At 42.8% G+C, this 24,596-nt stretch carries 25 protein-coding genes; 14 read left to right on the top strand and 11 right to left on the bottom strand.

Annotated elements, in window-relative coordinates:
* Positions 1-15: 15 nt before the first annotated feature.
* Complete coding sequence (locus tag AC127K_RS00835) at positions 16-1,524, top strand: recombinase family protein (protein WP_483721219.1); 1,509 nt, start codon at positions 16-18, stop codon at positions 1,522-1,524.
* Between the two features lie 26 nt (positions 1,525-1,550).
* Here the strand turns inward: AC127K_RS00835 and AC127K_RS00830 are convergent, their stop codons facing one another.
* On the bottom strand, positions 1,551-1,844 hold the full coding sequence (locus tag AC127K_RS00830; protein WP_483721218.1) for a hypothetical protein: 294 nt from the start codon (positions 1,842-1,844) through the stop codon (positions 1,551-1,553).
* A gap of 409 nt (positions 1,845-2,253) precedes the next feature.
* On the opposite strand from AC127K_RS00830, the gene AC127K_RS00825 reads away from it, so the two are divergent.
* Positions 2,254-2,766 carry a transposon-encoded TnpW family protein gene (locus AC127K_RS00825; RefSeq protein ID WP_483721217.1) on the top strand — a complete coding sequence of 171 codons (513 nt, stop codon included), beginning with the start codon at positions 2,254-2,256 and terminating at the stop codon, positions 2,764-2,766.
* A gap of 56 nt (positions 2,767-2,822) precedes the next feature.
* On the opposite strand, the gene AC127K_RS00820 is transcribed toward AC127K_RS00825, so the two are convergent.
* From AC127K_RS00820 to AC127K_RS00810, 3 genes are all read right to left on the bottom strand, one after another.
* Complete coding sequence (locus AC127K_RS00820; protein ID WP_483721216.1) at positions 2,823-4,136, bottom strand: hypothetical protein; 1,314 nt, start codon at positions 4,134-4,136, stop codon at positions 2,823-2,825.
* Between the two features lie 154 nt (positions 4,137-4,290).
* Positions 4,291-4,581: a helix-turn-helix domain-containing protein gene (locus tag AC127K_RS00815; RefSeq protein WP_483721215.1), complete on the bottom strand. Its 291-nt coding sequence runs from the start codon at positions 4,579-4,581 to the stop codon at positions 4,291-4,293.
* A gap of 382 nt (positions 4,582-4,963) precedes the next feature.
* Positions 4,964-5,176, bottom strand: a complete 213-nt coding sequence (locus AC127K_RS00810; protein WP_483721214.1) for a hypothetical protein — start codon at positions 5,174-5,176, stop codon at positions 4,964-4,966.
* A gap of 746 nt (positions 5,177-5,922) precedes the next feature.
* Between AC127K_RS00810 and AC127K_RS00805 the strand changes: the two genes are divergently transcribed.
* The 4 genes from AC127K_RS00805 to AC127K_RS00790 all read left to right on the top strand — a co-directional run bounded on the left by AC127K_RS00805 (position 5,923) and on the right by AC127K_RS00790 (position 8,921).
* Positions 5,923-6,351, top strand: a complete 429-nt coding sequence (locus AC127K_RS00805; RefSeq protein ID WP_483721213.1) for a helix-turn-helix domain-containing protein — start codon at positions 5,923-5,925, stop codon at positions 6,349-6,351.
* A gap of 61 nt (positions 6,352-6,412) precedes the next feature.
* Positions 6,413-6,991, top strand: coding sequence for an ImmA/IrrE family metallo-endopeptidase (locus tag AC127K_RS00800; protein ID WP_483721212.1), 579 nt, complete (start codon positions 6,413-6,415; stop codon positions 6,989-6,991).
* Positions 6,988-8,496 carry a Y-family DNA polymerase gene (locus AC127K_RS00795; protein ID WP_483721211.1) on the top strand — a complete coding sequence of 503 codons (1,509 nt, stop codon included), beginning with the start codon at positions 6,988-6,990 and terminating at the stop codon, positions 8,494-8,496. The genes AC127K_RS00800 and AC127K_RS00795 overlap by 4 nt, the downstream gene beginning before the upstream one ends.
* Positions 8,493-8,921, top strand: a complete 429-nt coding sequence (locus AC127K_RS00790) for a YolD-like family protein (RefSeq protein WP_483721210.1) — start codon at positions 8,493-8,495, stop codon at positions 8,919-8,921. The genes AC127K_RS00795 and AC127K_RS00790 overlap by 4 nt, the downstream gene beginning before the upstream one ends.
* Before the next feature lie 182 nt (positions 8,922-9,103).
* On the opposite strand, the gene AC127K_RS00785 is transcribed toward AC127K_RS00790, so the two are convergent.
* Entirely contained in the window at positions 9,104-9,709 is a 606-nt protein-coding gene (locus AC127K_RS00785; protein ID WP_483721209.1) for an alpha/beta hydrolase, read from the bottom strand.
* Between the two features lie 176 nt (positions 9,710-9,885).
* Positions 9,886-10,362, bottom strand: a complete 477-nt coding sequence (locus AC127K_RS00780; protein ID WP_483721208.1) for a hypothetical protein — start codon at positions 10,360-10,362, stop codon at positions 9,886-9,888.
* Between the two features lie 148 nt (positions 10,363-10,510).
* Between AC127K_RS00780 and AC127K_RS00775 the strand changes: the two genes are divergently transcribed.
* The 8 genes from AC127K_RS00775 to AC127K_RS00740 all read left to right on the top strand — a co-directional run bounded on the left by AC127K_RS00775 (position 10,511) and on the right by AC127K_RS00740 (position 20,556).
* On the top strand, positions 10,511-10,741 hold the full coding sequence (locus AC127K_RS00775; protein WP_483721207.1) for a helix-turn-helix domain-containing protein: 231 nt from the start codon (positions 10,511-10,513) through the stop codon (positions 10,739-10,741).
* A gap of 232 nt (positions 10,742-10,973) precedes the next feature.
* Complete coding sequence (locus tag AC127K_RS00770) at positions 10,974-13,694, top strand: ATP-dependent DNA helicase (protein ID WP_483721206.1); 2,721 nt, start codon at positions 10,974-10,976, stop codon at positions 13,692-13,694.
* A gap of 174 nt (positions 13,695-13,868) precedes the next feature.
* Complete coding sequence (locus AC127K_RS00765) at positions 13,869-14,000, top strand: helix-turn-helix domain-containing protein (protein WP_483722157.1); 132 nt, start codon at positions 13,869-13,871, stop codon at positions 13,998-14,000.
* 253 nt (positions 14,001-14,253) lie between these two features.
* Complete coding sequence (locus AC127K_RS00760) at positions 14,254-14,466, top strand: helix-turn-helix domain-containing protein (RefSeq protein WP_483721205.1); 213 nt, start codon at positions 14,254-14,256, stop codon at positions 14,464-14,466.
* Positions 14,467-14,481: 15 nt separating this feature from the next.
* Positions 14,482-16,377 (top strand): Dam family site-specific DNA-(adenine-N6)-methyltransferase, encoded by a 1,896-nt coding sequence (locus tag AC127K_RS00755; RefSeq protein ID WP_483721204.1) that lies wholly within the window; start codon positions 14,482-14,484, stop codon positions 16,375-16,377.
* A 14-nt stretch (positions 16,378-16,391) separates the two neighbouring features.
* Positions 16,392-18,167, top strand: coding sequence for an AlwI family type II restriction endonuclease (locus AC127K_RS00750; RefSeq protein ID WP_483721203.1), 1,776 nt, complete (start codon positions 16,392-16,394; stop codon positions 18,165-18,167).
* Positions 18,168-18,202: 35 nt separating this feature from the next.
* Positions 18,203-19,651, top strand: coding sequence for an AAA family ATPase (locus tag AC127K_RS00745; RefSeq protein ID WP_483721202.1), 1,449 nt, complete (start codon positions 18,203-18,205; stop codon positions 19,649-19,651).
* Positions 19,648-20,556 carry a hypothetical protein gene (locus tag AC127K_RS00740; protein WP_483721201.1) on the top strand — a complete coding sequence of 303 codons (909 nt, stop codon included), beginning with the start codon at positions 19,648-19,650 and terminating at the stop codon, positions 20,554-20,556. Before AC127K_RS00745 ends, AC127K_RS00740 begins: the two co-directional genes overlap by 4 nt.
* Positions 20,557-20,954: 398 nt before the next feature.
* Here AC127K_RS00740 and AC127K_RS00735 read toward each other — a convergent pair whose 3' ends face one another.
* The 5 genes from AC127K_RS00735 to AC127K_RS00715 form a co-directional block, all read right to left on the bottom strand.
* Entirely contained in the window at positions 20,955-21,302 is a 348-nt protein-coding gene (locus AC127K_RS00735) for a hypothetical protein (protein ID WP_483721200.1), read from the bottom strand.
* A gap of 23 nt (positions 21,303-21,325) precedes the next feature.
* A complete protein-coding gene (locus AC127K_RS00730) occupies positions 21,326-22,102 on the bottom strand; it encodes an ATP-binding protein (RefSeq protein WP_302380986.1) in 777 nt (258 codons plus the stop codon).
* A gap of 6 nt (positions 22,103-22,108) precedes the next feature.
* Positions 22,109-23,485, bottom strand: a complete 1,377-nt coding sequence (locus tag AC127K_RS00725) for a Mu transposase domain-containing protein (RefSeq protein ID WP_483721199.1) — start codon at positions 23,483-23,485, stop codon at positions 22,109-22,111.
* Positions 23,486-23,623: 138 nt separating this feature from the next.
* The gene (locus AC127K_RS00720) at positions 23,624-24,334 is read right to left on the bottom strand and encodes a DUF4366 domain-containing protein (protein WP_483721198.1); all 711 of its coding nucleotides are present in this window, start codon (positions 24,332-24,334) and stop codon (positions 23,624-23,626) included.
* Complete coding sequence (locus tag AC127K_RS00715) at positions 24,324-24,590, bottom strand: DUF4315 family protein (RefSeq protein WP_483721197.1); 267 nt, start codon at positions 24,588-24,590, stop codon at positions 24,324-24,326. Before AC127K_RS00715 ends, AC127K_RS00720 begins: the two co-directional genes overlap by 11 nt.
* Between the last annotated feature and the right edge of the window lie 6 nt (positions 24,591-24,596).

The following is a 24,596-nucleotide window of genomic DNA, read 5'->3' as shown; positions in this document are numbered from 1 at the left end:
GGAAAGGAGCCCAATATGGAATTTATCAGAGAAGATTGCATCTATGCGAGACAGTCAGTAGACCGCAAGGACAGTATCAGCATTGAAAGTCAGATTGACTTCTGCAAGTATGAATTGAAAGGTGGGAGCTGCCGGGTATTTAAGGACAAAGGCTATTCCGGCAAAAATACCGACAGGCCGGAGTTTCAAAAGCTGCTGGGCGAGATCCGCAAGGGAAAGGTTCGGCGGGTCATCGTGTACAAGCTGGACCGGATAAGCCGCTCTATACTGGACTTCGCAAATATGATGGAGCTGTTTCAAGAGTACGATGTAGAGTTTGTATCATCCACAGAAAAGTTTGATACCTCGACCCCGATGGGACGGGCTATGCTGAATATCTGCATTGTATTCGCCCAGCTTGAACGTGAAACAATCCAGAAGCGCGTCACGGACGCCTACTATTCCCGGTGCCTGAAAGGCTTTCACATGAGCGGGCAGGCTCCATACGGCTATCAGTTGGAGCCCACCGTGGTAGAGGGTATCCGTACAAAAAAGATGGTTGCCGACCCCGTAGCCGCCGACCATGTACGGCTGATGTTTGAGATGTACGCCGAGCCGGAAATTTCTTTCGGAGACATTACCCGCTATTTTGAGGAACAGGGTATCAAGATTTACGAAAAGTCAATGGTTCGGAGTTTCCTTTCCCAGCTTTTACGGAACCCTGTTTACGCACAGGCCGACTTGGAACTGTACGAGTTTTTCAAGAGCCAGGGCGCGGCGATTGTCAATGACGCTTCCGATTTTGCCGGAACAAACGGCTGTTATCTCTATCAGGGGCGGGATGTGAAGGAGGACAAGGACAGGTGCCTAAAAGACCAGATACTTGTTATTGCTCCCCATGAAGCATTGATCCCCTCTGACACATGGCTGAAATGCCGGAAAAAGCTCATGGCAAACACCACCTTCCAGCAGGGGCGAAAACCGAAAAACACTTGGCTGGCCGGGAAAATCAAATGCGGGCATTGTGGGTATGCGCTGAAAGCCACTCATGTACCAAACAGCACAGGCTATTTTCGCTGTACCAAACGGACGGAAAACAAAGGTTGTCCGGGCTGCGGGAAAATCCGCAAAGAAGAATTTGAGCAATTCATTTTCTCGGCCATGCAGGAGAAGTTCAAGGATTTTCAGATACTCCACGGCAAAGATGAAAAGGTCAATCCGAAGCTGACAGCCTATCAAGTAGAGCTGGCACAGGTGGAGGTAGAAATTGAAAAACTGCTGGACACGCTGACCGGAGCCAATGCGACCTTGCTTGCTTACGCCAACAAGAAAATCGAAGAACTGGACACCCGCCGTCAGACCATTTCAAAAGCAATAGCCGATTTGAGCGTCGAAACCATATCGCCCCAGCAGATAAAGAAACTGTCCTATTATCTCGACAACTGGGAGAGCATAGATTTTGACGACAAAAGAAAAGCCGCCGATGGCTTGATTTCTACAATCAAGGCCACCAGCGACCGTGTTCAGATAGAGTGGAAAATCTGACATTTCCGCTCTATCGCCCCTCATTTCTATTTTATCTCGTTTGTACCCCTTGTACACCGACGCTTGCCTGTGTTGAGACAGAATAGCTTTTTAATCACTCCATTAAAGTTTTCAATAAATTTTTCACTTCGTTCTTCAGCAGAACCAATCTTAGAGTCTACCTTCTCTGAAGAGCTATCTGTTTGAGAGCTATCCGATTGAGAACTAACAGTTTGAGAACTATCCGCTTGAGAATGATCAGATTGAGAACTATCCGAACAAGCACTTAATAAAAGCATAAGGGATAAAACAACGCCCCAAATTTTTCGGGATCTTTTCATTATAAAGACCTCCTGCTGTTAAAGCGAAAAACAGGTTATTATCATAGTTAAGTGCTCTTTTCAAGCATTTATCGGAAGCTCTCTCTTTTCTTGGATTATATCACCAATCAGAAATAGTGCCCATAAATTTCTTCTATAATCGTTTGTCTTTTGTGCATTTTGTAACAGCGGACAGCTGCCTTTCAGATTCATGCGTTTGACTTTGTGGTACATGAGTGCTCCGCACTAGACTCTCCCGCGACTACTTCAAGAACAACTAACAAAAGCTGCCTTGTCACAAAGAACCAGGCAGCTTTTGTTTTTGTCCTGGAAGGAGTGATGCCAAGACTGGCGGCGAAAGACCTTGCGAACCGTAAGCACGAGTAATTTTTTGCCGGACGGCGCAGCCCCGCCCGGAGAAATGAGCGCCATGAACGAAAAAACCCGTACCATGCAGACCGCAGACACCACTTCGGCCAGAGCGCCGGAGGACGCTCCCGCGCTGGTCAAGAAAATCGGCAATACCACCTACAAGGTGCGCGTCCATTTCAGCCAGACCGGCACCGAAACTATGAGCGACAAGATCAAGCGTATGCTCAAAAACGAGATTGAACGCATCAGTGAGGTGTTTAAGGAACACATCCGACAAATGACCGCTTATGATTTGGTTTGGTCAGACAAAGTTGGCTATGTTTGGCTGGCTATTTCCCTTGACCCGTTCTATGTTGACACCGGCAACAGGATAGAGTCTGCGGCAGATCTCTGCTGGGAATGCCTGAATGATGTTGCGATGGATGTTATGGAGATGACAGGAAACGATCACGACATTGAGGACGCCGATCCGCTGGAACTGGCCGAGATTAAGCGGCGCTGGAAACTCTATATCGACCAACTGCCGGCATATGCGTATATCTGCGACGATTTACTAAGTGGACGCAAATAATTCACATGCAAAAATGCCAGAAGCAATAAAATGCTTCTGGCACTTTGTCACGAATTTTAGAGCTTTCTATGGTTTCGATACTCTATTATTCCCCAAAACAGTCCGAGAATAAACAGCGCGACCACAATAATAAAACTGTATTTGAATGGTACGCCAAAATGTTCTTCTATGACATCAAGAGTTCCGATAGCACTGAGTAAAGAAATAATGTATAGCAGAACATTCAAAATCGTAGAGTTTCTGCTTTTCTTTAGTTCATTTTGTGCAGTCAAATAGGATATTTTTAGGTGAAGAGCTTCTGCGTGTTTTTTGTAAGGCTCGCTTTCCTTAATATAGTTCAATAAATTATGAGTTTCGATTGGAAGATTAGGAGAGCAAAAAAGATTCTGCAAGTAAATATCATTTCGTACCGACCGCCGAAGATCTGTTTCATGTTCAAGATTGGAGTTTTGAAAAACATGAATATAGAGTTTTAGCGCTTCCAAAATAATGGCTGGATATAGCACCGTATTGAAATTATTATAATCAAAGTCACAGATTACACTACAACCAGCTTGTGGATAATATTTGTATATTTCCACTGTACTAATGTCTTTAATTGGTTCAACGGGTGCTTTCGTGCTAATAAGTTTGCAGAAGTAATCAGCAATGCTCTCGATATTATTTGAAAAGACTAATGTGTCATGGACAAATGAAGATTCTTGCGAACGATAACTCTTATTTGTTAATTCCCGGAAAAACTCGGAAATATTTTCATATATTATTTCGGAAATTTTGATTCCTGCCTCGACGGGTTTCTCTTCATTAAAAAATTGATATTTCTCCACAGGCAGCAGGTTATAGTTTCCCGCTTTGCCCTCAACCTCATCCTTGGTAAGTGGTTCTCCGGTTTTATAATTAATGACTTCAAAAACGACAAACAAAACACTGTTCATCATAAAGGCACCGGCATCAATTTGATACATCTGGCCATTTATCCAAACTAAAAATGGCTCTATCCAGAAAGTAAATTTGATTTTGAAATATCGTTCATCAACTAAGACAGATTGTGCGTGTCTAAGATTGATATAGAAACCGGAATCTTTCAAAGAGTCACTTGCATCGTTTTCTTTTTCAGCTGAATCTTTTGGTTTAAAGGAAAATGTGGTCGCTTGATGTACATAATCATATTGGGCCTTTACCTCCATTTTCCCATCAACAGAAGCGATAATCTCATCTGTTGCCACGAAAGAAAGATGATGCTTTTCCAGTAAGGATTGCATCTGCTTCTTTTTGTGCGGGACAACATTACGGAGTTTTCGTAAAAACCAGTTTGTCACTTTATACTGTGTCGAATTATATGCGCTTAAAAATAAAACGGTATCATCCACTTGCAATGACCTCCGACCCCGTCAGTAAAATTTATATTATTAATTATACAGCCAAATGACATACACAACAAGCATGGTGCAACAGATAATACTGTTGCTTATTTTTTGATTAAAAAATCCTTGACGATTCGTTTCTGGAGATACAAGTTCATACTTACATACTTTTCGCAATCTCCGTCAACTGTGTTACCACATCCAGAATCTTGGCCCTGCAATTAGCCATGTCATGGCTCTTTCCCATGAGCAGGTAATCTGTGCTCACATGAAAGTAGCAGGCTATAGCAACGAGCAAATCGATGGATGGATTTCTCTTACCGCGCTCCATTTTGCTGAGATGCTCCAGACTGATGTTCAAGGCTTCGGCCATTTCCTCCTGGGTCATTCCCCGGGCCTTGCGAAGAGCACTTAAACGCGCAGCAAATTCGGCTGTATCAAAATAGGACATACTGTTTTCCTTTCCGCCTGCAGCGGAAGAGCAAAGGATACCATTGCTCCGCAGTACGTTCCTGGACCTGATCTTCCCAAAATGGGAGCACTAAAGGAAGGGTACCGATACTGCCTTTTCTGAAAATCAGAAAGCTAGCAATATATGTATCCTTAGCCCTTAATGCATGTCAGGCTTTCGATATTTTGTTTTTCGAAAGCCTTGCCGGAATAAAAAAAGACTGCCGGCAAGGCAGAAAACCCATATCTATGGGTAATCTCGTCTTGTCGGCAGCCTCTCATGTATGTCTGGTTTAACTGACCGATACTTGTAGCATATGACCTGGAAATGGACTTACATAGCCTGTTTCATCTCGACCAATCCGTCGGTATGCCAACTATATTCAATTGTTAGGTGCTTTTTCTTGATCACGTGGTGCATAGACGTCAATGCGGTCATGTCTGCGGCCCATCGCTTTGCAAATTATAACGGACCTGCAATTATCGCAGATCATCCGTGTTACACCATCTTTGCCTTCAAAGCCATCTATTAAGTGGCGGCAGTTGGGGCAGTAAAAATGCTTCGAGTGCCATGAAGCCTGCTGTTTGGGTTGCATGATATAGCCCCCTCTCCAAACGCATATCTCACTCGGCAGGTACGTTCTGTACCTGAAATTTTGGGGTCACAAATACTGGGATTGGCTTTTGATTCTGCTCCATCCAATGAGATTGTATCAAGTTCCCACAGCTTTCGCATTCCATCAAGCCATCTGTTTCTTCCAGAAATAGGTTGTAATTCACTGTGCCGCATATCGGGCAAACAACATCATATGTATTCATAACCCTTTGTCACCTCCGATGTGAACTGTTTTACAATACCATAATTACATATTTGACCACACGCTTGGATAATCGGCTGTTTTACTAAATGGTGCCGTCACATCCTTGCTTCCACAAACCACTTGTTTCCTTCGTGGTACAGGTAAGTCTGACGTCCCTGAACCAGAACTGTGTAGCGAATTCCTCCGCCAGATACTTTCGAAGAGGCAGCCCGGCATTTGTACAAGAGCTGATCTATTTGGAAAAGACGACCATTCGACCAGCGAATGCAGCGGGGATAGATGACGCCGTCCTCATCCACGTCCAGATTCACCGAAACATATGCTTTCCGACATTGCTCCGCCATAGAAAATCACGCTCCTTTGCGCAGCAAGCAATCCTGCAGCTTGACATAAATGGTAATTCAAGGTAGAATGATAGCAGTTAAATGTCCACCTACATTGTACGCAAATGAATTGCTATTGTCAACCATAAAATAGCAATTTGGTGTCTACTTCTTGCAAAACAGGAGTGATGATTTGATATGACGTTCAGCGAGAAATTCAAAGCACTGAGAGAAGAAAAGGGGCTGACACAGAAAGATGTGGCAGCGGCCCTGGAACTCAATGCCCGCATGATCACGCGCTATGAAAATGGTGTTTCTTATCCGAGAACCCGTGAGGCGTATCGTAAGATCGCTGATTTTTTTGGAGTGGATGTCAATTATCTGCTCACAGAAGATGATTCCTTTGTCCTTCATGCATCCGAACAATATGGCAAAAGAGGCATGAAGCAAGCACAGGAGCTGATTGACGGCATGTCCGGACTGTTTGCCGGCGGAACTCTGTCCGAGCAGGACAAGGATGCGGTCATGAAGGCTTTGCAGGACATCTACTGGGAGTCCAAAGCACGCAATGCCAAAAAATATGCAGCGAAGTCCAAGCAAGAGAAGCCGGATTCTTCCGAACAATGAACCTGCCTGCGTGAAAATAGGCATGCAGCCGTGAATCTGCGGCAGGAAGGGGAGAGAACGGATGACGATTCATTCAGAAGAAATTTATCAAAAGGCTAAAAAGATCCTTCATCGCTGCGGAACCCGAGATTCTTTGCAGATTGCCCAGGATTTGGGTATTTATCTGCATTTCATTGATGATTTCAAGGACCTGTTGGGGATGTACACCTACCAGCAGAAGGAACGACATATTCTGTTGAACGCCAACATGGATGATATCCTGATGCAGATGGTCTGTGCGCACGAAATAGGGCATGATGCGCTGCACAGAGAACAGGCAAAAGGGAAAAGCGTTTTGTCGGAGTTTGTTCTCTTTGACATGCGCACCGCGATGGAGTATGAGGCAAACGCATTTGCTGCGCATCTGCTGATCGATGATGATGAACTGAACTCGTATTTGCAGCAAGGATATGATGTGGCCCAACTGGCATCGGCTATGAATACCAATATCAACCTGATGTTGATCAAACTGAATGAAATGAACCGTATGGGGCGTAATTACCGGTTGCCTTACATACCTCATGCGGACTTTTTCAAAGATGTAAAGCCCGAAAGCCGAAAAGCGCGCAATACAGAAGGGGAGGAGGCAGGCACACGGTGAAACAGCGCATATATGTGGCGATTGATCTCAAAAGCTTTTATGCGTCGGTAGAGTGCCGGGAGCGTGGCCTGAATCCTCTGGATACAAACCTTGTGGTTGCGGATGAGAGCCGTACAGATAAGACCATCTGCCTGGCAGTAAGCCCATCCCTGAAGAGCTACGGCATTCCGGGCCGTCCGCGTCTGTTTGAGGTTGTCCAACAGGTCAAAGAAGCCAATGTGGGACGAATGTACAGCGCACCAGGACATAAGTTGGTTGGGCAATCCTGCTTCCTGTCAGAGCTTAAGTCAAACCCGGCTTTGGCGATTGATTACCTTATTGCGCCGCCTCGGATGGCGTACTACATGCAATACAGTACGCGCATTTATGACATTTACCTCAAGTACATTGCGCCCGAAGACATCATCGTATATTCCATCGATGAAGTGTTCATGGATGTGACGGATTATCTCAATACATACAAGCTCTCGGCGAAGGATCTGGCCAGGAAGATGATCCAGGATGTCCTGAATACAACGGGTATCACGGCTACGGCTGGAATCGGTACGAACCTTTTTCTCTGCAAGGTGGCTATGGACATTGTGGCCAAGCATATTCCGACCGATAAAAACGGTGTGCGGATTGCAGAGCTGGATGAGATGGGATTTCGTCGCAAGCTGTGGTCACACCAGCCGCTGACGGATTTCTGGCGTGTGGGCAGAGGCTATGCGAAGAAGCTCGAAGCCAACGGGATGTTCACGATGGGGGATGTAGCCCGGTGCTCCGTCTATAATGAAGATTTACTATATAAGTTGTTTGGGAAAAACGCGGAATTGCTGATCGACCATGCATGGGGATGGGAACCGTGCACGGTTGCAGCGGTAAAAGCCTATCGGCCCGAGAATAACAGCCTTGGCTCCGGGCAGGTGCTCCATCAACCGTATACGGCGGAAAAGGCACGTCTTGTGCTGCGTGAGATGGCAGACTTGCTTTCCCTGGATCTGGTGAGCAAGAGGCTTGTAACTAATCAGCTGGTAGTGACAATCGGGTATGACAAGGAGAACCTGTCAACGCCGGATCAGAAAAAGCACTATCATGGGGAAGTGACAAAAGACTACTATGGTCGTGAGATTCCCAAGCATTCCCATGGGACACAGAACCTGGAACGGTACACCTCCTCGACAAAACTGATTGTCGGCGCAGCAACAGAGCTGTTTGATCGCATCGCAGACAAAAATCTTCTGGTTCGCCGACTGAATATTGTAGCGACTCATGTGATTCCGGAGAGCGAGGCACCGAAGAAAGAGCCGGGCTTTGAACAGCTGGATCTTTTCACGGATTATGCGGCCGAGCAGGCAAAGCAAGAAAAAGAAGATACCGCGCTTGCCCGGGAGCGCAAGCGACAGGAAGCGGTGCTGGCCATCAAGAAGAAGTTTGGAAAAAATGCAATCCTCCGGGGCATGAACCTGGAAGAAGGCGCTACCGCACGGGATCGGAATTCGCAGATCGGAGGACATAAGGCATGACAGGGGAGTATGAGGACATCATATATCTGCCGCACCACGTGTCATCCAAGCGGCCTCAGATGTCAATGTCAGACCGTGCGGCACAGTTTTCGCCTTTTGCGGCTCTCACTGGATATGATGATGCAATCCAGGAGACTGGCCGCCTGACCGAACAGAAGATTGAGCTGGACGAGGAAACTCTGGAAAAACTGGATGAACGATTTCAAATCCTGCAGGAACATTTGTGTGAGCAGCCGGAAGTGCGGTTTACCTATTTTAAGCCGGATGAGCGGAAAGCGGGCGGCGCCTATCTGACCGTGTCTGGCGTTGTCAGAAAAATCAAACTCTATGAGCGGGAGATTTTGCTTCAGGATGGAACCATAATCCCCGTGGATGATATTTTGAAGATGGAAAGCCCAATTTTTCCCCAGATAGATATTTCGTAAAGCTATGAGAAAAGGCCACTATCGGACATAAATCCGATGGTGGCCTTTTTAGTTTGGTTCATGAAAAGGTGAAAAGGCGGCAATTCTCTATTTGGAAACGTTCCACTATTCTCCACGGAATAGACATTGCCTAGGCTTGAAGGCACGGGCGATATTCTGTCGTCCTTTTTGAATTCTAATGATTACATTGCCGAAAAGCGTTTAATCCAATCATCCAGCAACTTCATCTGTTCTTCCGTGTGGAACCAATGCTCTCCATTTTTCATCACAGTGAGTGTTGCGTTCCATTGCTTTGCAAATTCGGTTATCGTTGTATAGGAAGTGAGATTGTCATTCTCCCCATATAAAATGTTTGTTGGAATGTTCCAGACGATAGGATTCTCCCTCGTGTAACAGAGATACTTCCAGGAAAGCGTTTCGCCAAAAGGTGTTTGTATTTCTTTCTTGTCTTGGAGCTCAGCCTCTGTAATGCTTGCCCAGGTCATCATATCGGTAATCAATTTCTCCATGTTTACCACAGGAGAAATAAAATACGCTTTTTCTATTTGAAAATCCGATAAGGAGCTCATGGCAAAATAGGCGCCGATGCTGTTGGCAATGATTTGAACGGATTGGTGGCCTTTGCAAATCTGGTCAAACAGCAACGGAAATTCCTCTTTTGCTTCCCATGGGAATCGTGCGGTATAATCCAATCCTACTACATCACAGTTACGGAAAAGTGGCTTGTAATGCTCTGCTTCTTCGGCATTGCCACCTTTTCCATGTATATAAACAACTACTTTATCCATAATAGTATCCTCTATAGCTTCTGATGGTTTGCTTTTATGGGACAGTATATCACAAATACCTGTTCCAAACCATACTATCTATGCTATTCACGTTTGAAAAGCCGAGATAACTGTAATCTTGTGTTCGTGTTTTGTGAGCCGAGAAAGTGATGATGCCGACAGGAAACAAAATTCCCTTAGAGATCTACATGGGATTCCAGGTTTATATAGAACTTGTCCTTCTTTTGGGCGTAACGCAATGTTTGGTATGCTCCGCCGCCTTTGTGATTCACATAAAAGACAACCATATCACTACGATCGACAATCCAACGATTCCGGACCTGAAAAGCTCTTTTGGGATGACTTTTGGCGGCTGAATCACAGACCTCTATTGCATCGTAGTATTCCTCGAAGTTTTTCAGATTGTCACGGAGCTCTGCTGTAGAGTATGGCGGTATCCATGTCAGAGAACTATTATCGTCCCGAACAAGTCGTTTGAGCCGTCTGACTATAGATGATATCATCTGGTCAAAATCTCCGTCACGACCCACCAAAAATTCAATGTACTCTTTTTGCAGAAGCAAATGGTGAATCAATAATTCAGCTTGTATTTCCGCATTAGAATAATCCTGTATAACGCGATGGCCAAAAAAACTTACAGTATAGATATGCATCTTCCAGCCAAACCTCAAGAGTCCATTAAAAGTAAATAATCTTTTTCTCATTATATATGTTTATTTACTTAAAGTAAATAATTATATAATTGTACTCAATTATAATTCTCAAGGTTTATTGGTAGCATAATATCCAGGAGGAGATATTATGCAGACAGAGTTTACAGAGCGCTATATCACTTTGGGCTTGAAGATTGCATACTACCGAAAGAAAGCAGGATTAACACAGGAAGCCCTCGCAGAACGAATCGGTAAGAGTGTAAACTTTGTCGGCCAGGTGGAAGGTACCGGTACAGTTCGTGGAGTATCTCTTGAAACACTTTTTAAGATTGCCCAGGTTCTAAACATTCCTCCCGCTAAATTGCTGGAGGATGATTGAATTGCATACCACAAAAATCAGCCACTTAGTTGCTAAGAACCAGAAAAGGCTAGAAAGATACTAACTTAACAGACCGTGACCGGCGCACCATTTCGCAATGAAATGCCGCGTCAGATCTTTTTAATTGTCGTTGACGTTTTCTCCTGACAATGGTTCTCAGATTTTTGGCATTTACGATTCCAATATAGAAGTATAGAATAATAGCTAAAATATGGCTTAGGAGATGATAATATTGTTAAGGATTGACAAAGCAATTCTAGATACAAATGATGTGATTTGTAGTAATATTGCACGGTTTGGCTCAACAGAACGTGGACTTTTAAGCCAAAACATACTAGCACAGCTTCGAAATTTTGTGGAATACATAGCTATCAAAGCCTACTCGAATGGCGCTGATGTCAGTCCGAATGACTATAAACTCAATGTTGCTGCGCTAAAAGATATGCAGAGACATGGAAATTTGCGTTTTCTATATAGATTTCACGAGCTACTCCAAAAATCTGTGTCACACTATACAGTAGACAAAGATGGTTCTGAGCGTCTCATGCTTAAATATTATGAGTATTTGCTAAAAATAAAACTCTATCTTAAACAGATATACAATTTGGACACGCTAACTAATATTGCAGATTTCCCTCTAGACACTGATACTGAGTTATCTGATTATTACAAAAAGATCGCGCAGAGAATTGAGGCGCCAAGTAAATCGAGTAGAGCTGTCACGTACAATGATCGTTATTATGTTCAGAAGATAAAACCTTTCTTTATAAATCAAAAGATATACTACGAAGTTACATTTACTGCCGCGATATCTAACGCAAGTAAATTTGATAGAGTCATTGCCTTCACTCGTTATGAAATTATGGACAACTATGCTGTAAAGTTTTCCATTCATAGCGATGTAATTAGTATTCTAAATAAAAGTATGTCTATCTTAGTAATCGATGCGTATGAAGTATCGATTCGCCCCTGCGAATGGGATAACTTTTCCAAAATTTTTGGGCCGCGGGTGGAACATAGTGCGTCCTCTATTGAATATAGGGAGCTAATGCGATTTCTTTCAACCGTAAAAATGCCTTTAACAGAGCTTGTAAGTAGTGATCAAAATTATTATGAGTATATAAAAGCCCAAATCACGTCACAAGCTAAGTCCACTCCAATATATAATCTCCTGGATCAATGCAGGATGGTAATTTTAGGTGATTTTGCTGGCTCAAATGTATTGCGCTATTTGTTGTATAAGATGAACAATCGCGTTATCAAATGGCAGCTAGGAAGAGAGCAATGCGGTAATTTATCAAATCTTTATTTAAATTATGGCTGTATACCTTTTGACTGTATGCCGTATTGCACCTCTCTTCGACAACATAATCCGAAAATATATGATCTGTTAAACTCAATTTCCGTCTCAGGTCATGAGCATGAATTATTTGCTAGATATATTAAGAATAATACGGAGATTGAAGGAAAACTTTTCACCCCCAGAGCCGACATTAAGGGCAGTGAGAAAATTGATGAGTTAATTCAGAAGTATAACGCTTCGCTATATTATAAGCATAAAGGCCGTAGGCTAGAAGAATTTAAAGGTCATATTTACATTAGGGAATATGCTGAAGATAGCGCTATAATTATTAAAAAGCTCCAGCAACTTTCTTCTACTGGCGTCACACAATATACTGCGTCTGTTGATTCATGGCTTGCTCGAAACTCTTATATTATTGATGACAAAAGTAAAAAAGATGCCCTTCGCAAAATGTTTCAAAAGTCACATGTTGCATTGGTATATGGTTCTGCAGGCACAGGCAAATCTACCCTAATTAACCATATAGCAAATTTTTGGGGAGGCCAGAACAAGATATTTTTGGCAAACACTCATCCTGCAGTAGATAATATGCGCAGAAAAGTAACTGCAAGGAATAGTGAATATAATACTATTGCAAAGTTCTTATCGAGCAGAAATCTTCATACCGAGTGCGATGTACTATTTATCGATGAGTGTAGTACCGTAAGCAATAATGACATGCGACATATACTAGAAAAGGCAAACTTTAAGCTTTTGGTTTTGGTAGGTGATGTGTATCAGATAGAGTCCATTTACTTTGGAAATTGGTTCAGTATTGCGCAAAAGTTTTTACCTCAAACTTCTGTGTTTGAATTAACGTATCCATACAGAACCACAAACCAGGACTTACTAACCGTTTGGGATCGTGTGCGAAAACTTGATGATGCAATTTTGGAACCATTAGTGAAAAACGAATATGTTGCAAGGCTTGATGAGACGATTTTCCAACACACCACCGAAGATGAAATAGTTCTCTGTCTGAATTATGATGGACTCTATGGAATTAACAATATCAATCGCTTTTTACAGAATAGCAATCCCAATAAAAGCGTCGTATGGGGAATTACCACCTATAAGATCGGAGATCCAATTCTTTTCAACGAATCAAACGTCTTTTCTCCATTGATCCATAATAACACCAAGGGAAGAATTGTCGGAATATCCCCAGAAGATCGGCAAATCCGATTCGATATTGAGCTTGAGGAATCAATAAATGAAATAGATGCATCTGGGTATGACTTTAAACTAATTGGACAATCTAAAGTGGGGAATTCTATTATTTCATTTAGCGTCAATAAATTTCGAAGCACCGATGAAGATGATGATAATAGTAATTCGACAATTGTACCATTCCAAATTGCGTATGCAATTTCTATCCACAAAGCGCAAGGTTTGGAATATGACTCAGTAAAAATAGTCCTTACACGCGAGGTAGAAGAGCGAATCACACATAATATATTTTATACAGCGATAACCCGCGCAAAGAATAAGCTGAAAATATATTGGAGTCCGGAGACAGAGAAAGCCATTCTTGAACACTTTGAAATTAAAAATTCAAAAAAAGACGCACATTTATTGGCACAGTTATTTTCAATCGCAATGATTAATTAAGATTAAGCAACTTGAGGTGCATAAACGCTGAAGATCTTTCAAGCCGATTGCCTATCAATATGGTATTGTTTTACATTTATTGGCTGGTAAAACCAGCAAAACTATATTTCGGTAAGTGAGTTTCATACTACAATGAGGAAAGAAGGATTTTCCTAAGAGGTTCTCGCGGAGCAGATTGGCAAAAGCGTAAACTTTGTCAGCCAAGTAGAAGGCATCGGCACAGTTCGCGGTGTATCTCTTGAAACACTTTTTAAGATTGCCCAGGTTCTAAACATTCCTCCTGCTAAATTGCTGGAAGATGATTAAGTTCATAAGAAAAGAAAACGAGAGCATTCCTAGTAGTGACAAGTAGGGGGCTCTCGTTTTTGTATATGATTAAGAAGCCCAAAAAGACCTAAGCCGGAATGCAATAGTGCTGGCGTAGACGATGTATTATTGTTTCAACTTGAGAAAAGCAACTAGGTATGATATACTAAAATTAATTCAGCGTTCGCTGATCCTACATCATCAAATGCAGAATTGTTGGCTTAAATCGGGTCTAATAGCCGAGGTGTAAAAAATGGCTGTCAGCTATAAAAAATTATGGAAAATATTAATTGATCGAGATATGAAGAAAAAAGATCTATGTGCCGCAGCTGGTGTAAGTCATGCTTCTATGGCAAAATTGGGAAAAAATGAAAATGTAACGACAGATGTGCTGGTAAAAATATGTACGGCCCTTAACTGCGATATTGGAGATATCATGGAATTAGTGCCAGATAATACAAAATAAAGGAGGGTGCGAGGATTGGTTGAACAAACGCAGAAAGAGCGCGTAAAAGTTCCGATAAAGCCTATTTTGAAATGGGCCGGAGGAAAAACACAGATGTTGGGAGATTTACTTCCCAAGGTTCCTTCCTCCTATGGAAAATATATAGAGCCATTTTTCGGAGGAGGTGCAATGTTTTTTGCACTTCAACCTGAACAGGCAGTTATTGCAGACAGTAATCCGGAGCTCATAAACTTGTATCGGCAAGTCTCTTCCAATGTAGAGGACGTTATAGGCTATTTAAAAAAATATGAAAATACTCCAGAAATGTTTTATGAAGTTCGAGGGCAAGATTGGACGACCTTACCTCAATCTGAAGCAGCAGCGCGAACAATTTTCTTAAATAAAACATGTTATAATGGTTTGTATCGAGTTAACAAAAAAGGGCAATTTAATGTTCCTTTTGGAAAATATAAAAATCCTAAAATTTGTGATGAAGAAGGCCTAAAAGCCGCATCTAATGCTTTGAAGAAAGCGGAAATTATATGTGGAGATTATCTTCTTGTTCTGGAACACTATGCACAACCAGGTGATTTTGTTTTCCTTGACCCACCTTATTTACCCATTTCTGAATATTCGGACTTTAAAAGGTATACAAAAGAACAATTCTACGAAGAAGATCATGTGGAACTAGCTAAAATGGTTATGGATTTGCATGAACGTGGTTGCTATATTGTATTGACAAATTCCAATCATCCGCTTGTGCACGAATTGTATTCACCATTTACCATCGACGTAATCCAGACCAAAAGATATATTTCTTGCAAAAGTAAAACGCGTAAGGGAGAAGACGTTATAGTTACAATTCCACCAAAGCAACGCGAAACTATCAAATTGGTGCCAAAACCATTGTCTAATCAGGTATCAGCATATCCTCCGACTAGGTTTATGGGGTCGAAGAGCAAGCTGCTCACTCAAATTTGGTCTGTCGCATCCCAATTCAATGTGAAGACCGTCGTGGATTTATTTTCAGGTTCCGGAATCGTAGGATATATGTTTAAGGCACAAGGAAAATCTGTCATTAGTAATGATTATATGGCTATGTCCGCAACATTTACAAAGGCCATGGTTGAAAATAATACAGTGACCTTGCCTATATTAGAAGCCAAACAGCTACTTGTTGAATGTAAAGAATCCGATCATTTTGTCTCTACCGAGTTTAAGGGATTATATTATACGGACGAAGAGAATGCTCTGATTGATACGTTGCGCACCAATATTGCTGCAATTCACGATCCCTATAAACATGCAATTGCCATGACTGCACTTATTCGTGCTTGCACAAAGAAACGTCCGAGGGGAATTTTTACCTATACCGGACATCGCTATGATGATGGACGTAAGGACTTGCAAAAATCCTTGGCAGAGCAATTTTTAGAGGCAGTAGAAGCAGTAAATAACGCGGTATTTGATAACGGCCAAGAAAATCTTTCTAAGTGTGGCGATGCAATGGATTTGCGAGTTGAACATGCTGATTTGATTTATATAGATCCGCCATATTATTCTCCTCTATCAGACAATGAGTATGTACGGAGATATCATTTTGTAGAGGGATTGGCTCGCGATTGGAAGGGCGTTGAAATTCAAGAGCATACACAGACCAAAAAGTTTAAATCATATCCTACGCCGTTCTCTACACGTAAAGGCGCTTCGGGCGCTTTTGATAGACTTTTTAAAAAATTTGCAAATAGCATTCTAATTGTTTCTTATTCTTCCAATAGTCTCCCCACGCAAGACGAGATGGTAGCAATTATGGCTAAATATAAGGAACATGTAGAAGTCATTCCCATTGATTATAAATACTCTTTTGGAAATCAGAATGAGGCAAAAACGCATAGAAATTCAGTTCAGGAATATTTGTTTGTTGGATATTGATCGGAGGATATCTTATGAATGAACAAATAGATATATGGCTGGTTGGTAATACGGGGTTGCGTAACCCTAATCGAATTCAAGATGGCTTCAAACTATTTGCTGGTTCTCCATTTGTTGGCAATCTTCATGGACCAGACAATGAAATTGGTTTTATGAATTTGCTAAATGAAAAAGGCATTATTCAAAATGAAGACGGGAAAGATAAATCTGGTAGTCACGCCAGAAAGTGGAGGCTTATGTTTGCCAAAAATGGATTTATCTACCCGCAACTCAAGAAAAAAGACGGCCGACAAGAGGATCTGGGACCAGTGGATGATATTACCCCGTTTGGTCGATCTTTTTTGAAGGCTGACACTTATTCTGCTGTTCAGGAATGCTATTTGCGAGCAATGAGCGTAGAACAATTCGCAATGCCAGATGGTATTACATACTTCTCGCCGTTACGGTGGATTTTAGCAATTATGCTAGAGCTCGAAAAGCGGACAGGAACATCAGAGCTTAGCCGCATAGAATTTGCGCTTTGGGGACATACGACTAATCCCAGTTACAATCTATCTGACGTTGTTGACCATATTCTTGATCTAAGAAAGCGCCGAGCAGCTGCGCCAGCAAAACGCTCTTTTGATAAGAAGGAAATCGCAGAACGGGCTAAGCACTATAATAAAAAAGCAGACAATTTCCTGGATTACAGTGATATGAATATGCGATATTTGCGAATTTCTGGAGTACTCCAGCGCAAAGGCAGAGGCTTGATTATTGTTTCTTCTAAGCATATTCTTGCTGAAAAGCTTGCTAAGACTACTTCCAATGAGAAACCACTTCTAGAGCAGTATAAACTCCTCTGTTCTGGCGCACCTTTGCCCACTGACGATGCTAATGTGGCAAGATCTCTATTGAATGATTTGATTAAGCAGATGAAGGCGCGTCATGTCGCCTTTGACATATCCGACCTGCCTCTGAACACCACTTCGGATATTAATCTCGCAAGACAAAGACTTGAGGATATTCTTGCTAAGACCGACGAGATTCAGTATGCAAATGATCAGTGCAATCAGTGGAAAGAAATTGCTGATTATATGACTCTCCTTATCCAAGGCGGTGGGAAGCACGTTTATGATGAGGACAATGCGATTGAGGTACCCAAAGATGAAACGCCAGTATACCTTGAATGGACGCTTTGGCGAGCCGCACTGGCGATTGACCATATGGAAAATAAACCATATGAAGTTCGCGGTTTCAAATTGGATTCTGATTTCATGCCTGTCTCTACAGCCGGAGGCGGAAAAGGTGATTTGTATTGTGAATTTAAGGACTTTACCATTCTAACAGAGGTAACAATGTCTACTTCCTCGCGCCAAGAAGCTATGGAGGGCGAGCCGGTTAGGCGTCATGTATCTGACGCGGTTTTAAAATATGAAAAACCTGTTTATGGTATGTTTATTGCAATTAGAATTGATACAAACACGGCAGAAACTTTCCGCCAAGGAATTTGGTATGCAAAAGGTGATATAAAACAACGTTTAGATATTGTCCCATTTACGTTGGAACAATTTCGGAAATACTTTGTTGCAATGTTTGAAAGTAAAAAAGTTGCACCGGAGCATTTGCGAGAGCTGATTTTGAAGTGCGAAACAAAGCGAGACATTCTGGATGCACCGGGGTGGAAACAATACATCAGTTATGTTGTTGATGAAAAAGCGGTGGAAGTTTGCACAAGCCCAAAGAAGGCGGATGCTACGAATGGGCCTCTCATTCATCCTGGAGCTATGGTAAAACATACGTTTAAATAAAATGGTTGAATTTTCATGAATTAGGAGGGAACGCTATGCTTAGTAAAATAGATTTAAAAAACTATAAATCATATAGTAATTCTAATATTGAGCTTCATCCGATAACTATACTTTGTGGGGGAAATAGCTCGGGGAAAACATCAATAATAAAAAGTATTTTAATGATGAAGCAATCGTTTGAAGCTACTGGAAATAACTATTTGCTTATAAATGGGCCCTACACCAACAATGGACTATTTTCAAATGTTCGATGCGATCGATCAGCGGCTGATTCCAAAATTGGCATTTCACTATCCTTTACACTAGAGAAAGAAACTCCACTTTTTAAAGACATATGTAAAAGCATAGGTATGTCCAGAAAGAAGGGGCATTATAACAGATTTGAAATCCGAGCAGATTTTGAATTTGTTGAAAATCCAAAATTTCAGCAAATAGGAGAAATAGAAGAATCTACTATAACAGTAGTGTCTTTTTACAGTGAAGAAGCAACCAATTACATAAATGATCATATTTATTCCAAAATTCATATGGTAAAATGTGGGGATCTCTATACAATTGAATTAAATAATTTCCCTACGCCATTATATTCGAAAACAGACTATCCTTTCGTGTATATGGATCACACGATAAATAATAGTATCTGCTATTTTAGAGGGATGCAACTTGTAAGCTTATATAGCGAAAACTTATCGAAAAAAGCAACAAGTGCTTTGCCAGTACTATATACGATTTTCCGCTGCGTATCTTCCGAATTGGATAAAATAGAATATATTGGACCGCTACGTGAAACGCCCCTACGTCAGTATTTTTGGCAAAATATTGATTCTGAGATCGGTGTAAAAGGAGAAAACACGGCGAATTACCTGGGTCAGTTTGGTGATTTGCTAATAAAAACACCTTTACCAGACAATAAAAATCCCAAAAATGTCAAATTGAATGATGCAGTAGCTCAGTGGGCTGATTTTTTAGGCATAGAAAAAGTATCTGTCTGCACTAGCAACATACCGGGCGTAAATGTTACTCAGATTATGATTGGTAATCAGAATATTGTTGATGTCGGTTTTGGTATAAGTCAAGTCCTTCCCATTTTGGTTGAAGGATTAACGATGCATCAAGGAAGTACATTGATTTTGGAACAGCCTGAGATACATCTTCATCCAAAAATGCAAATGGATATTGCAGATTTTCTTATCATGTTAGCACAGCAGGGAAAACATTTGATTATTGAGACTCATAGCGATCACATCATTAACAGAATTGTACGGCGTGCCGTAGAGAATGAAAAGTTAAGAGATATTATAGGAATATACTTTGTCGCAAAAGACAATAGTGGAGAGTCACAACTAACGAGAGTGCGAATTGATGAGGATTTGGGAATCGATGAGGCTCCCCAGGGCTTTTTTGATCAGTATGCAGCTGAAACGGAAAAAATTTTAGACGCAGGCTATCTTAATATGCGTGCTAAACGGAGTACTCAACAATGAAAAAACTGATTATAGATCCTGGACTGTTTGAAATACCTGGAAACCTATCACGAGAAGAGCAGATAGAGTGCTTTTCTATTTTGAGACGATCTATTACCTTTGCTGCCAATTATCTTGATGTCTGCATTGACACATACAACGGCGCACCATATTACTATTTCTATGCTCCTTTATCTGAATACCAAGCTCCTCCCATAACAAAATCTCTAATAGTAAAGAATAGGTTTCCCGAATTGAGGAAAGATATTCAAAGGATGATACGTGATGGTCAATGTGTGACGCTTCCCGATGAAATTGCAGTTTGCGATTCATTGTTTCTCGATTCTGAGTCTATAACAACAGCTCCATTTTTAGCGTATATCTATTTCTTGGCTTTCAGTGATCAACAGAAGGGGTACTGTTTGCTTCTATTATCCCCCAGAAATGCTTCCTGCGCACCAACAGTACATTTTCAAGCTGAAAACACTTCATTTGATATTATGGCCATTAGTGATCCGGCGACCGACTGTAATGGGATTGTTGTCGAATTCCTTAAAGCATGTGCCAATTCAAATGATATGTTCCCACAACAGTTCGCTTGTACAGGACTCAATCAGGCGTTTCTAAGGGACGTTTCTTCTTCGCGGCTAGGTCTTCCGGAAAAAAGAGGATTATATAAAAGGTATGGAAACGAAGTCGCCAGTAGAAACAATTACAGAAAACATCCTGAAATATCCAGAAAAAACCCGCAATATAATGTTTATGTACATGCTCAGAGAAAGTATTATTTATCAGTTGACTGTGAGCACGGAGGAGTTGAAATTTTTTCGTGTGGCAGTCAACATCCAGTACACTTGGGCGAATATGACTTTTCTTGCAATTACCAAAAGCCGGCGGATCCAACTACACATAAACTGACGATATGAAAATTAAGGGGCGTAGTAATCACGTGTGAAAGCAAGAAAATTGCTAGATGCTCCAGAACGTCACAAGTATTTGATGCAATTGATTTGTTCGGTTCAATTGGACAAAAAGAGCAATCTTTTGATAGAAAATGATGCACAAGCAAAATAACTAAGACGGAGTACTCATACTTAACGACCCAAAAAATAACTTCCCTCACTAACCTGCAAGCAATGTTTTCTTGGACAAGTCCTGCAAAAACAGCGTTCTCCCGGAAGGGGACAACGCGCTTGTTGGGATAGTCCCAAACCCTTACGGATCATCACTTCGTGATGGCTGCGCGTTTCTTCGAAACACTAAAAAAACAAGGCCCGGGTGGCAGTACAGTGACTGCTACCCGGGCCGTATCTGTTTCTGTGGTTCAGCGGATTTGTTCGTCTTTCTGCCGAACTTGTTCTTTCTCTTTGCGTTCGGCATCGTACAGTGAATTGATGTTTCGCTGGGCAATCACCAGTTCGTTTACTTCCTTCTTCAGATGGTAGTATTCTCTGTAGGTCTGTTTCTTGGACGAAAAAATCTTGGCATATTCTTTGCTGAGTTCTTTCACTTTTGGCAGCTTCCTTACACCCAATTCATCAAAAGCGGCCTTGGCTGCTTTGTGGATTTCGATTTCTTGGATATTCTTGTGCGGGAGTACCGCTGTTCCGGAGGAACGGATACCGCCAATCCAGCGGCAGGAAACCGCTGTTCCGGAACAGAGATACCGCACTTAATTGATTGTTACCTGCGAGTTCACTCGCTTAAGGCTGGATCTAATCCATATACCTCCCGCATAGATCGATAATTCGCAGGATCGGTTGGAACGATGTTGATCTTATATGCGTCATGCTTGATGCGGTCCAGGATTGCTTCCGACAGAGGACTGTCATCACCACCCAGCTGATCATACCAGCCATTGGAATCATACTGAGAGCAGAAGATGGTAGATGACTTCCTGCGTCTCCTGTGGAGAAGTTCCAGTATATCATGCTGTTCCGATTCCGTGGGTTTCAGCAGGAGCCATTCATCAATGATCAGCAGGATTGGGTTGGCATATTTCGCCTGAACTTTTTTGTATGTACCGTCATTACGTGCCAGCTCCAGTTCAAGAAGCAGATCCGGAAGCCGGACATATTTCGTTTTGTAGCGCTGCTTGCAGGCTTCCATCCCAAACGCACAGGCCAGATAGGTTTTCCCGCTTCCGGTAGCGCCGGTAATAAAGAGATTCCTATGCTCTGTGATATATTCACAGGTTGCAAGCCGCTCAATCAAAGACCGGTTCAGCTTGCGCCCGGAAGTATAGTTGATATCTCCAATGTATGCCTCCGGCTGGTCAAACCCGGCATTGCGGATCAGGCGTTTCAGGCTGTTGCTTTTACGGTTGCTGTATTCGATGTCCACCAGCATCCCGAAACGATCCTCAAAAGGAATCCCTTTCATCCTGGGGTCCTCCATCTGGGTGCGGAATGCATCTGACATGGAAGTCAGGCGCATTTCAATCAGTTTATCTATCGTGCTTTGTGTGGTCATGGTTCCTTACCTCCTGTAGTAATCCGCGCCTCTTGTAAGCGCGTGGCTGTTTTTTGTTGGCTCTGTATGGCTGCCTGTTGCCTTCCTTTTATCTGGCATCTCCATCTGGTCGTTTCCGGTATCAAGGATGTTCTTGATACTCTTATAACTGGGAGTAGCCGTAAAGGAGAGTGCTTTCCGACAGGCGGCTTCCAATCGATGGGAGGAATACTTGTCGGCCAGCTTCAAAAGCCCCATACAACTGCGGTAGGACTGTTGTTCTACACGCTTGGAGGTAAGGATTGCGTCTACTACCTGACAGGTACTGGAACCGATCCGCTCCGCCCATTTGCGGAAACGGTCACCATTCCATTCCAGATACTGCTGGTGGGACTCCGGCATATGCTCTGTAACTGTACTGTATTGTCCCTTGCGGCCATAAAGACGGCGGTGGGATGCAATCCGGTTATGGTTGTAAAAAATCTCAATGGTTTTATCGGTAACCCTCACATCAACTTTGCGTTTTATATATTCATAAGGAACTGAGTATAGCATTCCGGCAAAGGATATGTGATAATTGAACTGAACGGTGGCTTGTTTCCATTCCGCCAGTTCATATGGGGCGGCAGGTAAAGGTGCCAGGAGTGGCTGTTCTTCGTCGCGGAAGATCTCATACCGGCTGCCCTCTTTCTTTTGGAAAGGGCGATGGCTGAAATCTTCCAGTTTCTGTCGGATTGCCCGGTTTAACTCACCGAGGGAGAAGAACTGCTCATTACGCAGGGCTGCGGTGATCCAGGTGGAAATATTCCCCACACTGCCTTCGGCATTGGGTTTGTCCTTCGGAGCCCGGACGCGGGCCGGAATGATCGCAGTGCCATAGTGTTCGGCCATCTCCTGATAGACAGCATTAATTCGCTGATCGTTCCAACCCTTATTGTGATCCACCGCAGTGCGGCAGTTGTCCGGCACGAGAATCCTGGCGACACCGCCAAAGTACTCGTACATATAGGTATCGAATCCCTTTTCATCTTCAACAGTTTCTATGAGCGATTTTAGTTCACTAGCCGTAAAATTATATGGCCAAGCCCAGTGAAAATTATCCAGCTTCTTATTATAATTCCTGTAGTTAATAAGACTGTCGGGGTTATTGTATAGTTCCTGAATGAATTCGGCCAGACCACGAAAATATTCTTTTGGAATAGTGTTAGCAAAGACATTTCTTATGCCTTCCATAGCAGCAAAGATTGGTCGGAAGGAGTCCAGAATTGCTTTGGTCATCTCACTCAAGCTAACTAGTGCGTCTGAAATGTTTGAAAGCAATAGACCAGATAGATTTGAACTTGAATTTTCGTGGATTTCATTATTGGAACTTTCACCATCTCTGGTATCATTATTATTCATCATTTGCTTCTTTCTCGTTGATAGGTAACATTCAATTTACCAATATTATATTACGCATTATTTTATCATTGCAACTTCAAATCCTATATGACTTTTTATGTAAAAGGGCGGCTCACGCCGCCCTGGAACAAGCGCTTTCACTTATTCCTTGCCGTCTTCCGACTCCGTGTCGTAGCCGGTTTCATCCTCAAGGGGCTCGGATTCATCCTCCTCGGGAATCACACATTCTTCTTCGTCCTCATCGTCGGCATAATCTGCATCCGGATCAGGCTTCTGTTCAGAGGCCTTTTTCTTTTTCAGCTGCAGAACAAAGTAGCCGGCACCGCCGGCAAGCAACATCAGAATCACAGCCGCGACAGGGAGCATATTCAAGGACTTCTTCTCGGTTTCGAGAGGCTCCTGCGTTTCCGGCTCTGCGGTCTCCGCAGGTGCGGGTGGAGTCGGAGTTGGTTCCACACTTTCGGCATTTTCGGATTCCAGGAATGTGTTGGTCTGATCTTCGTCCATAAGGGCAAAGAGATCGGCCTCATCTACCTGGTTGAGGAAGTGAACGGTTTCTTCGCCTTTATCGTTGCGGTCGATGATCAGGTAGAAGTAGTTGCCGGATTTGGTGACCAGGGTGATGAACTGCTGCCCGGCCTCAGAAGGAGCACCGATGTCATCCACCAGGGTCAGATTGCCGTCCGGCGTGAGGGGAAGCGTGCTGTCGGAAGCAGAGTCCTCCTCGACCTGAACCGGCGGGGTCTCTTCTGTGGTTTCAACGTCCGGACCAGATGCAAAGCAGGTTGTAGCACAGGTCCCAAGCATCAGGAACCCGGCCAGAAAACCTGCTGCCAGTTGCTTAATCTTCATTGCCATCATCCTCCTTATCAGAATTTACAGGCGCCTCATCCTGCGCGGGATAGACGCCGACAGTGCCTTTTGTGGCCATCTCAATGATCCGGGCCAACTGCTCCGGGGTCAGATTTGCAGCATGCACCATGGAATGAATTCTGCTGTTTTCTTCCTCCTGATAACGGGCCTCCAGATCTTTGACCCGGCGGGTCCATTCCGCCTGTTTGACACGGGCGCGTTCCAGATCCGCGCCGATTCGTTCCAGCTTCGTCATGGTGTT

Source organism: Subdoligranulum sp. DSM 23681 (assembly GCF_057005535.1).
The sequence above is the reverse complement of the archived record's forward strand: the minus strand, read 5'-3'. Positions and strand labels throughout refer to the sequence as shown.

Bases quoted from the DNA above. Each gene is read 5' to 3' on its own strand.
- AC127K_RS00835 (WP_483721219.1), top strand. From the start codon at position 16: ATGGAATTTATCAGAGAAGATTGCATCTATGCGAGACAGTCAGTAGAC.
- AC127K_RS00830 (WP_483721218.1), bottom strand. From the start codon at position 1,844: ATGAAAAGATCCCGAAAAATTTGGGGCGTTGTTTTATCCCTTATGCTT.
- AC127K_RS00825 (WP_483721217.1), top strand. From the start codon at position 2,254: ATGAACGAAAAAACCCGTACCATGCAGACCGCAGACACCACTTCGGCC.
- AC127K_RS00815 (WP_483721215.1), bottom strand. From the start codon at position 4,581: ATGTCCTATTTTGATACAGCCGAATTTGCTGCGCGTTTAAGTGCTCTT.
- AC127K_RS00810 (WP_483721214.1), bottom strand. From the start codon at position 5,176: ATGCAACCCAAACAGCAGGCTTCATGGCACTCGAAGCATTTTTACTGC.
- AC127K_RS00805 (WP_483721213.1), top strand. From the start codon at position 5,923: ATGACGTTCAGCGAGAAATTCAAAGCACTGAGAGAAGAAAAGGGGCTG.
- AC127K_RS00800 (WP_483721212.1), top strand. From the start codon at position 6,413: ATGACGATTCATTCAGAAGAAATTTATCAAAAGGCTAAAAAGATCCTT.
- AC127K_RS00790 (WP_483721210.1), top strand. From the start codon at position 8,493: ATGACAGGGGAGTATGAGGACATCATATATCTGCCGCACCACGTGTCA.
- AC127K_RS00785 (WP_483721209.1), bottom strand. From the start codon at position 9,709: ATGGATAAAGTAGTTGTTTATATACATGGAAAAGGTGGCAATGCCGAA.
- AC127K_RS00780 (WP_483721208.1), bottom strand. From the start codon at position 10,362: ATGCATATCTATACTGTAAGTTTTTTTGGCCATCGCGTTATACAGGAT.
- AC127K_RS00775 (WP_483721207.1), top strand. From the start codon at position 10,511: ATGCAGACAGAGTTTACAGAGCGCTATATCACTTTGGGCTTGAAGATT.
- AC127K_RS00760 (WP_483721205.1), top strand. From the start codon at position 14,254: ATGGCTGTCAGCTATAAAAAATTATGGAAAATATTAATTGATCGAGAT.
- AC127K_RS00750 (WP_483721203.1), top strand. From the start codon at position 16,392: ATGAATGAACAAATAGATATATGGCTGGTTGGTAATACGGGGTTGCGT.
- AC127K_RS00745 (WP_483721202.1), top strand. From the start codon at position 18,203: ATGCTTAGTAAAATAGATTTAAAAAACTATAAATCATATAGTAATTCT.
- AC127K_RS00740 (WP_483721201.1), top strand. From the start codon at position 19,648: ATGAAAAAACTGATTATAGATCCTGGACTGTTTGAAATACCTGGAAAC.
- AC127K_RS00730 (WP_302380986.1), bottom strand. From the start codon at position 22,102: ATGACCACACAAAGCACGATAGATAAACTGATTGAAATGCGCCTGACT.
- AC127K_RS00725 (WP_483721199.1), bottom strand. From the start codon at position 23,485: ATGATGAATAATAATGATACCAGAGATGGTGAAAGTTCCAATAATGAA.
- AC127K_RS00720 (WP_483721198.1), bottom strand. From the start codon at position 24,334: ATGAAGATTAAGCAACTGGCAGCAGGTTTTCTGGCCGGGTTCCTGATG.
- AC127K_RS00715 (WP_483721197.1), bottom strand. From the start codon at position 24,590: ATGACGAAGCTGGAACGAATCGGCGCGGATCTGGAACGCGCCCGTGTC.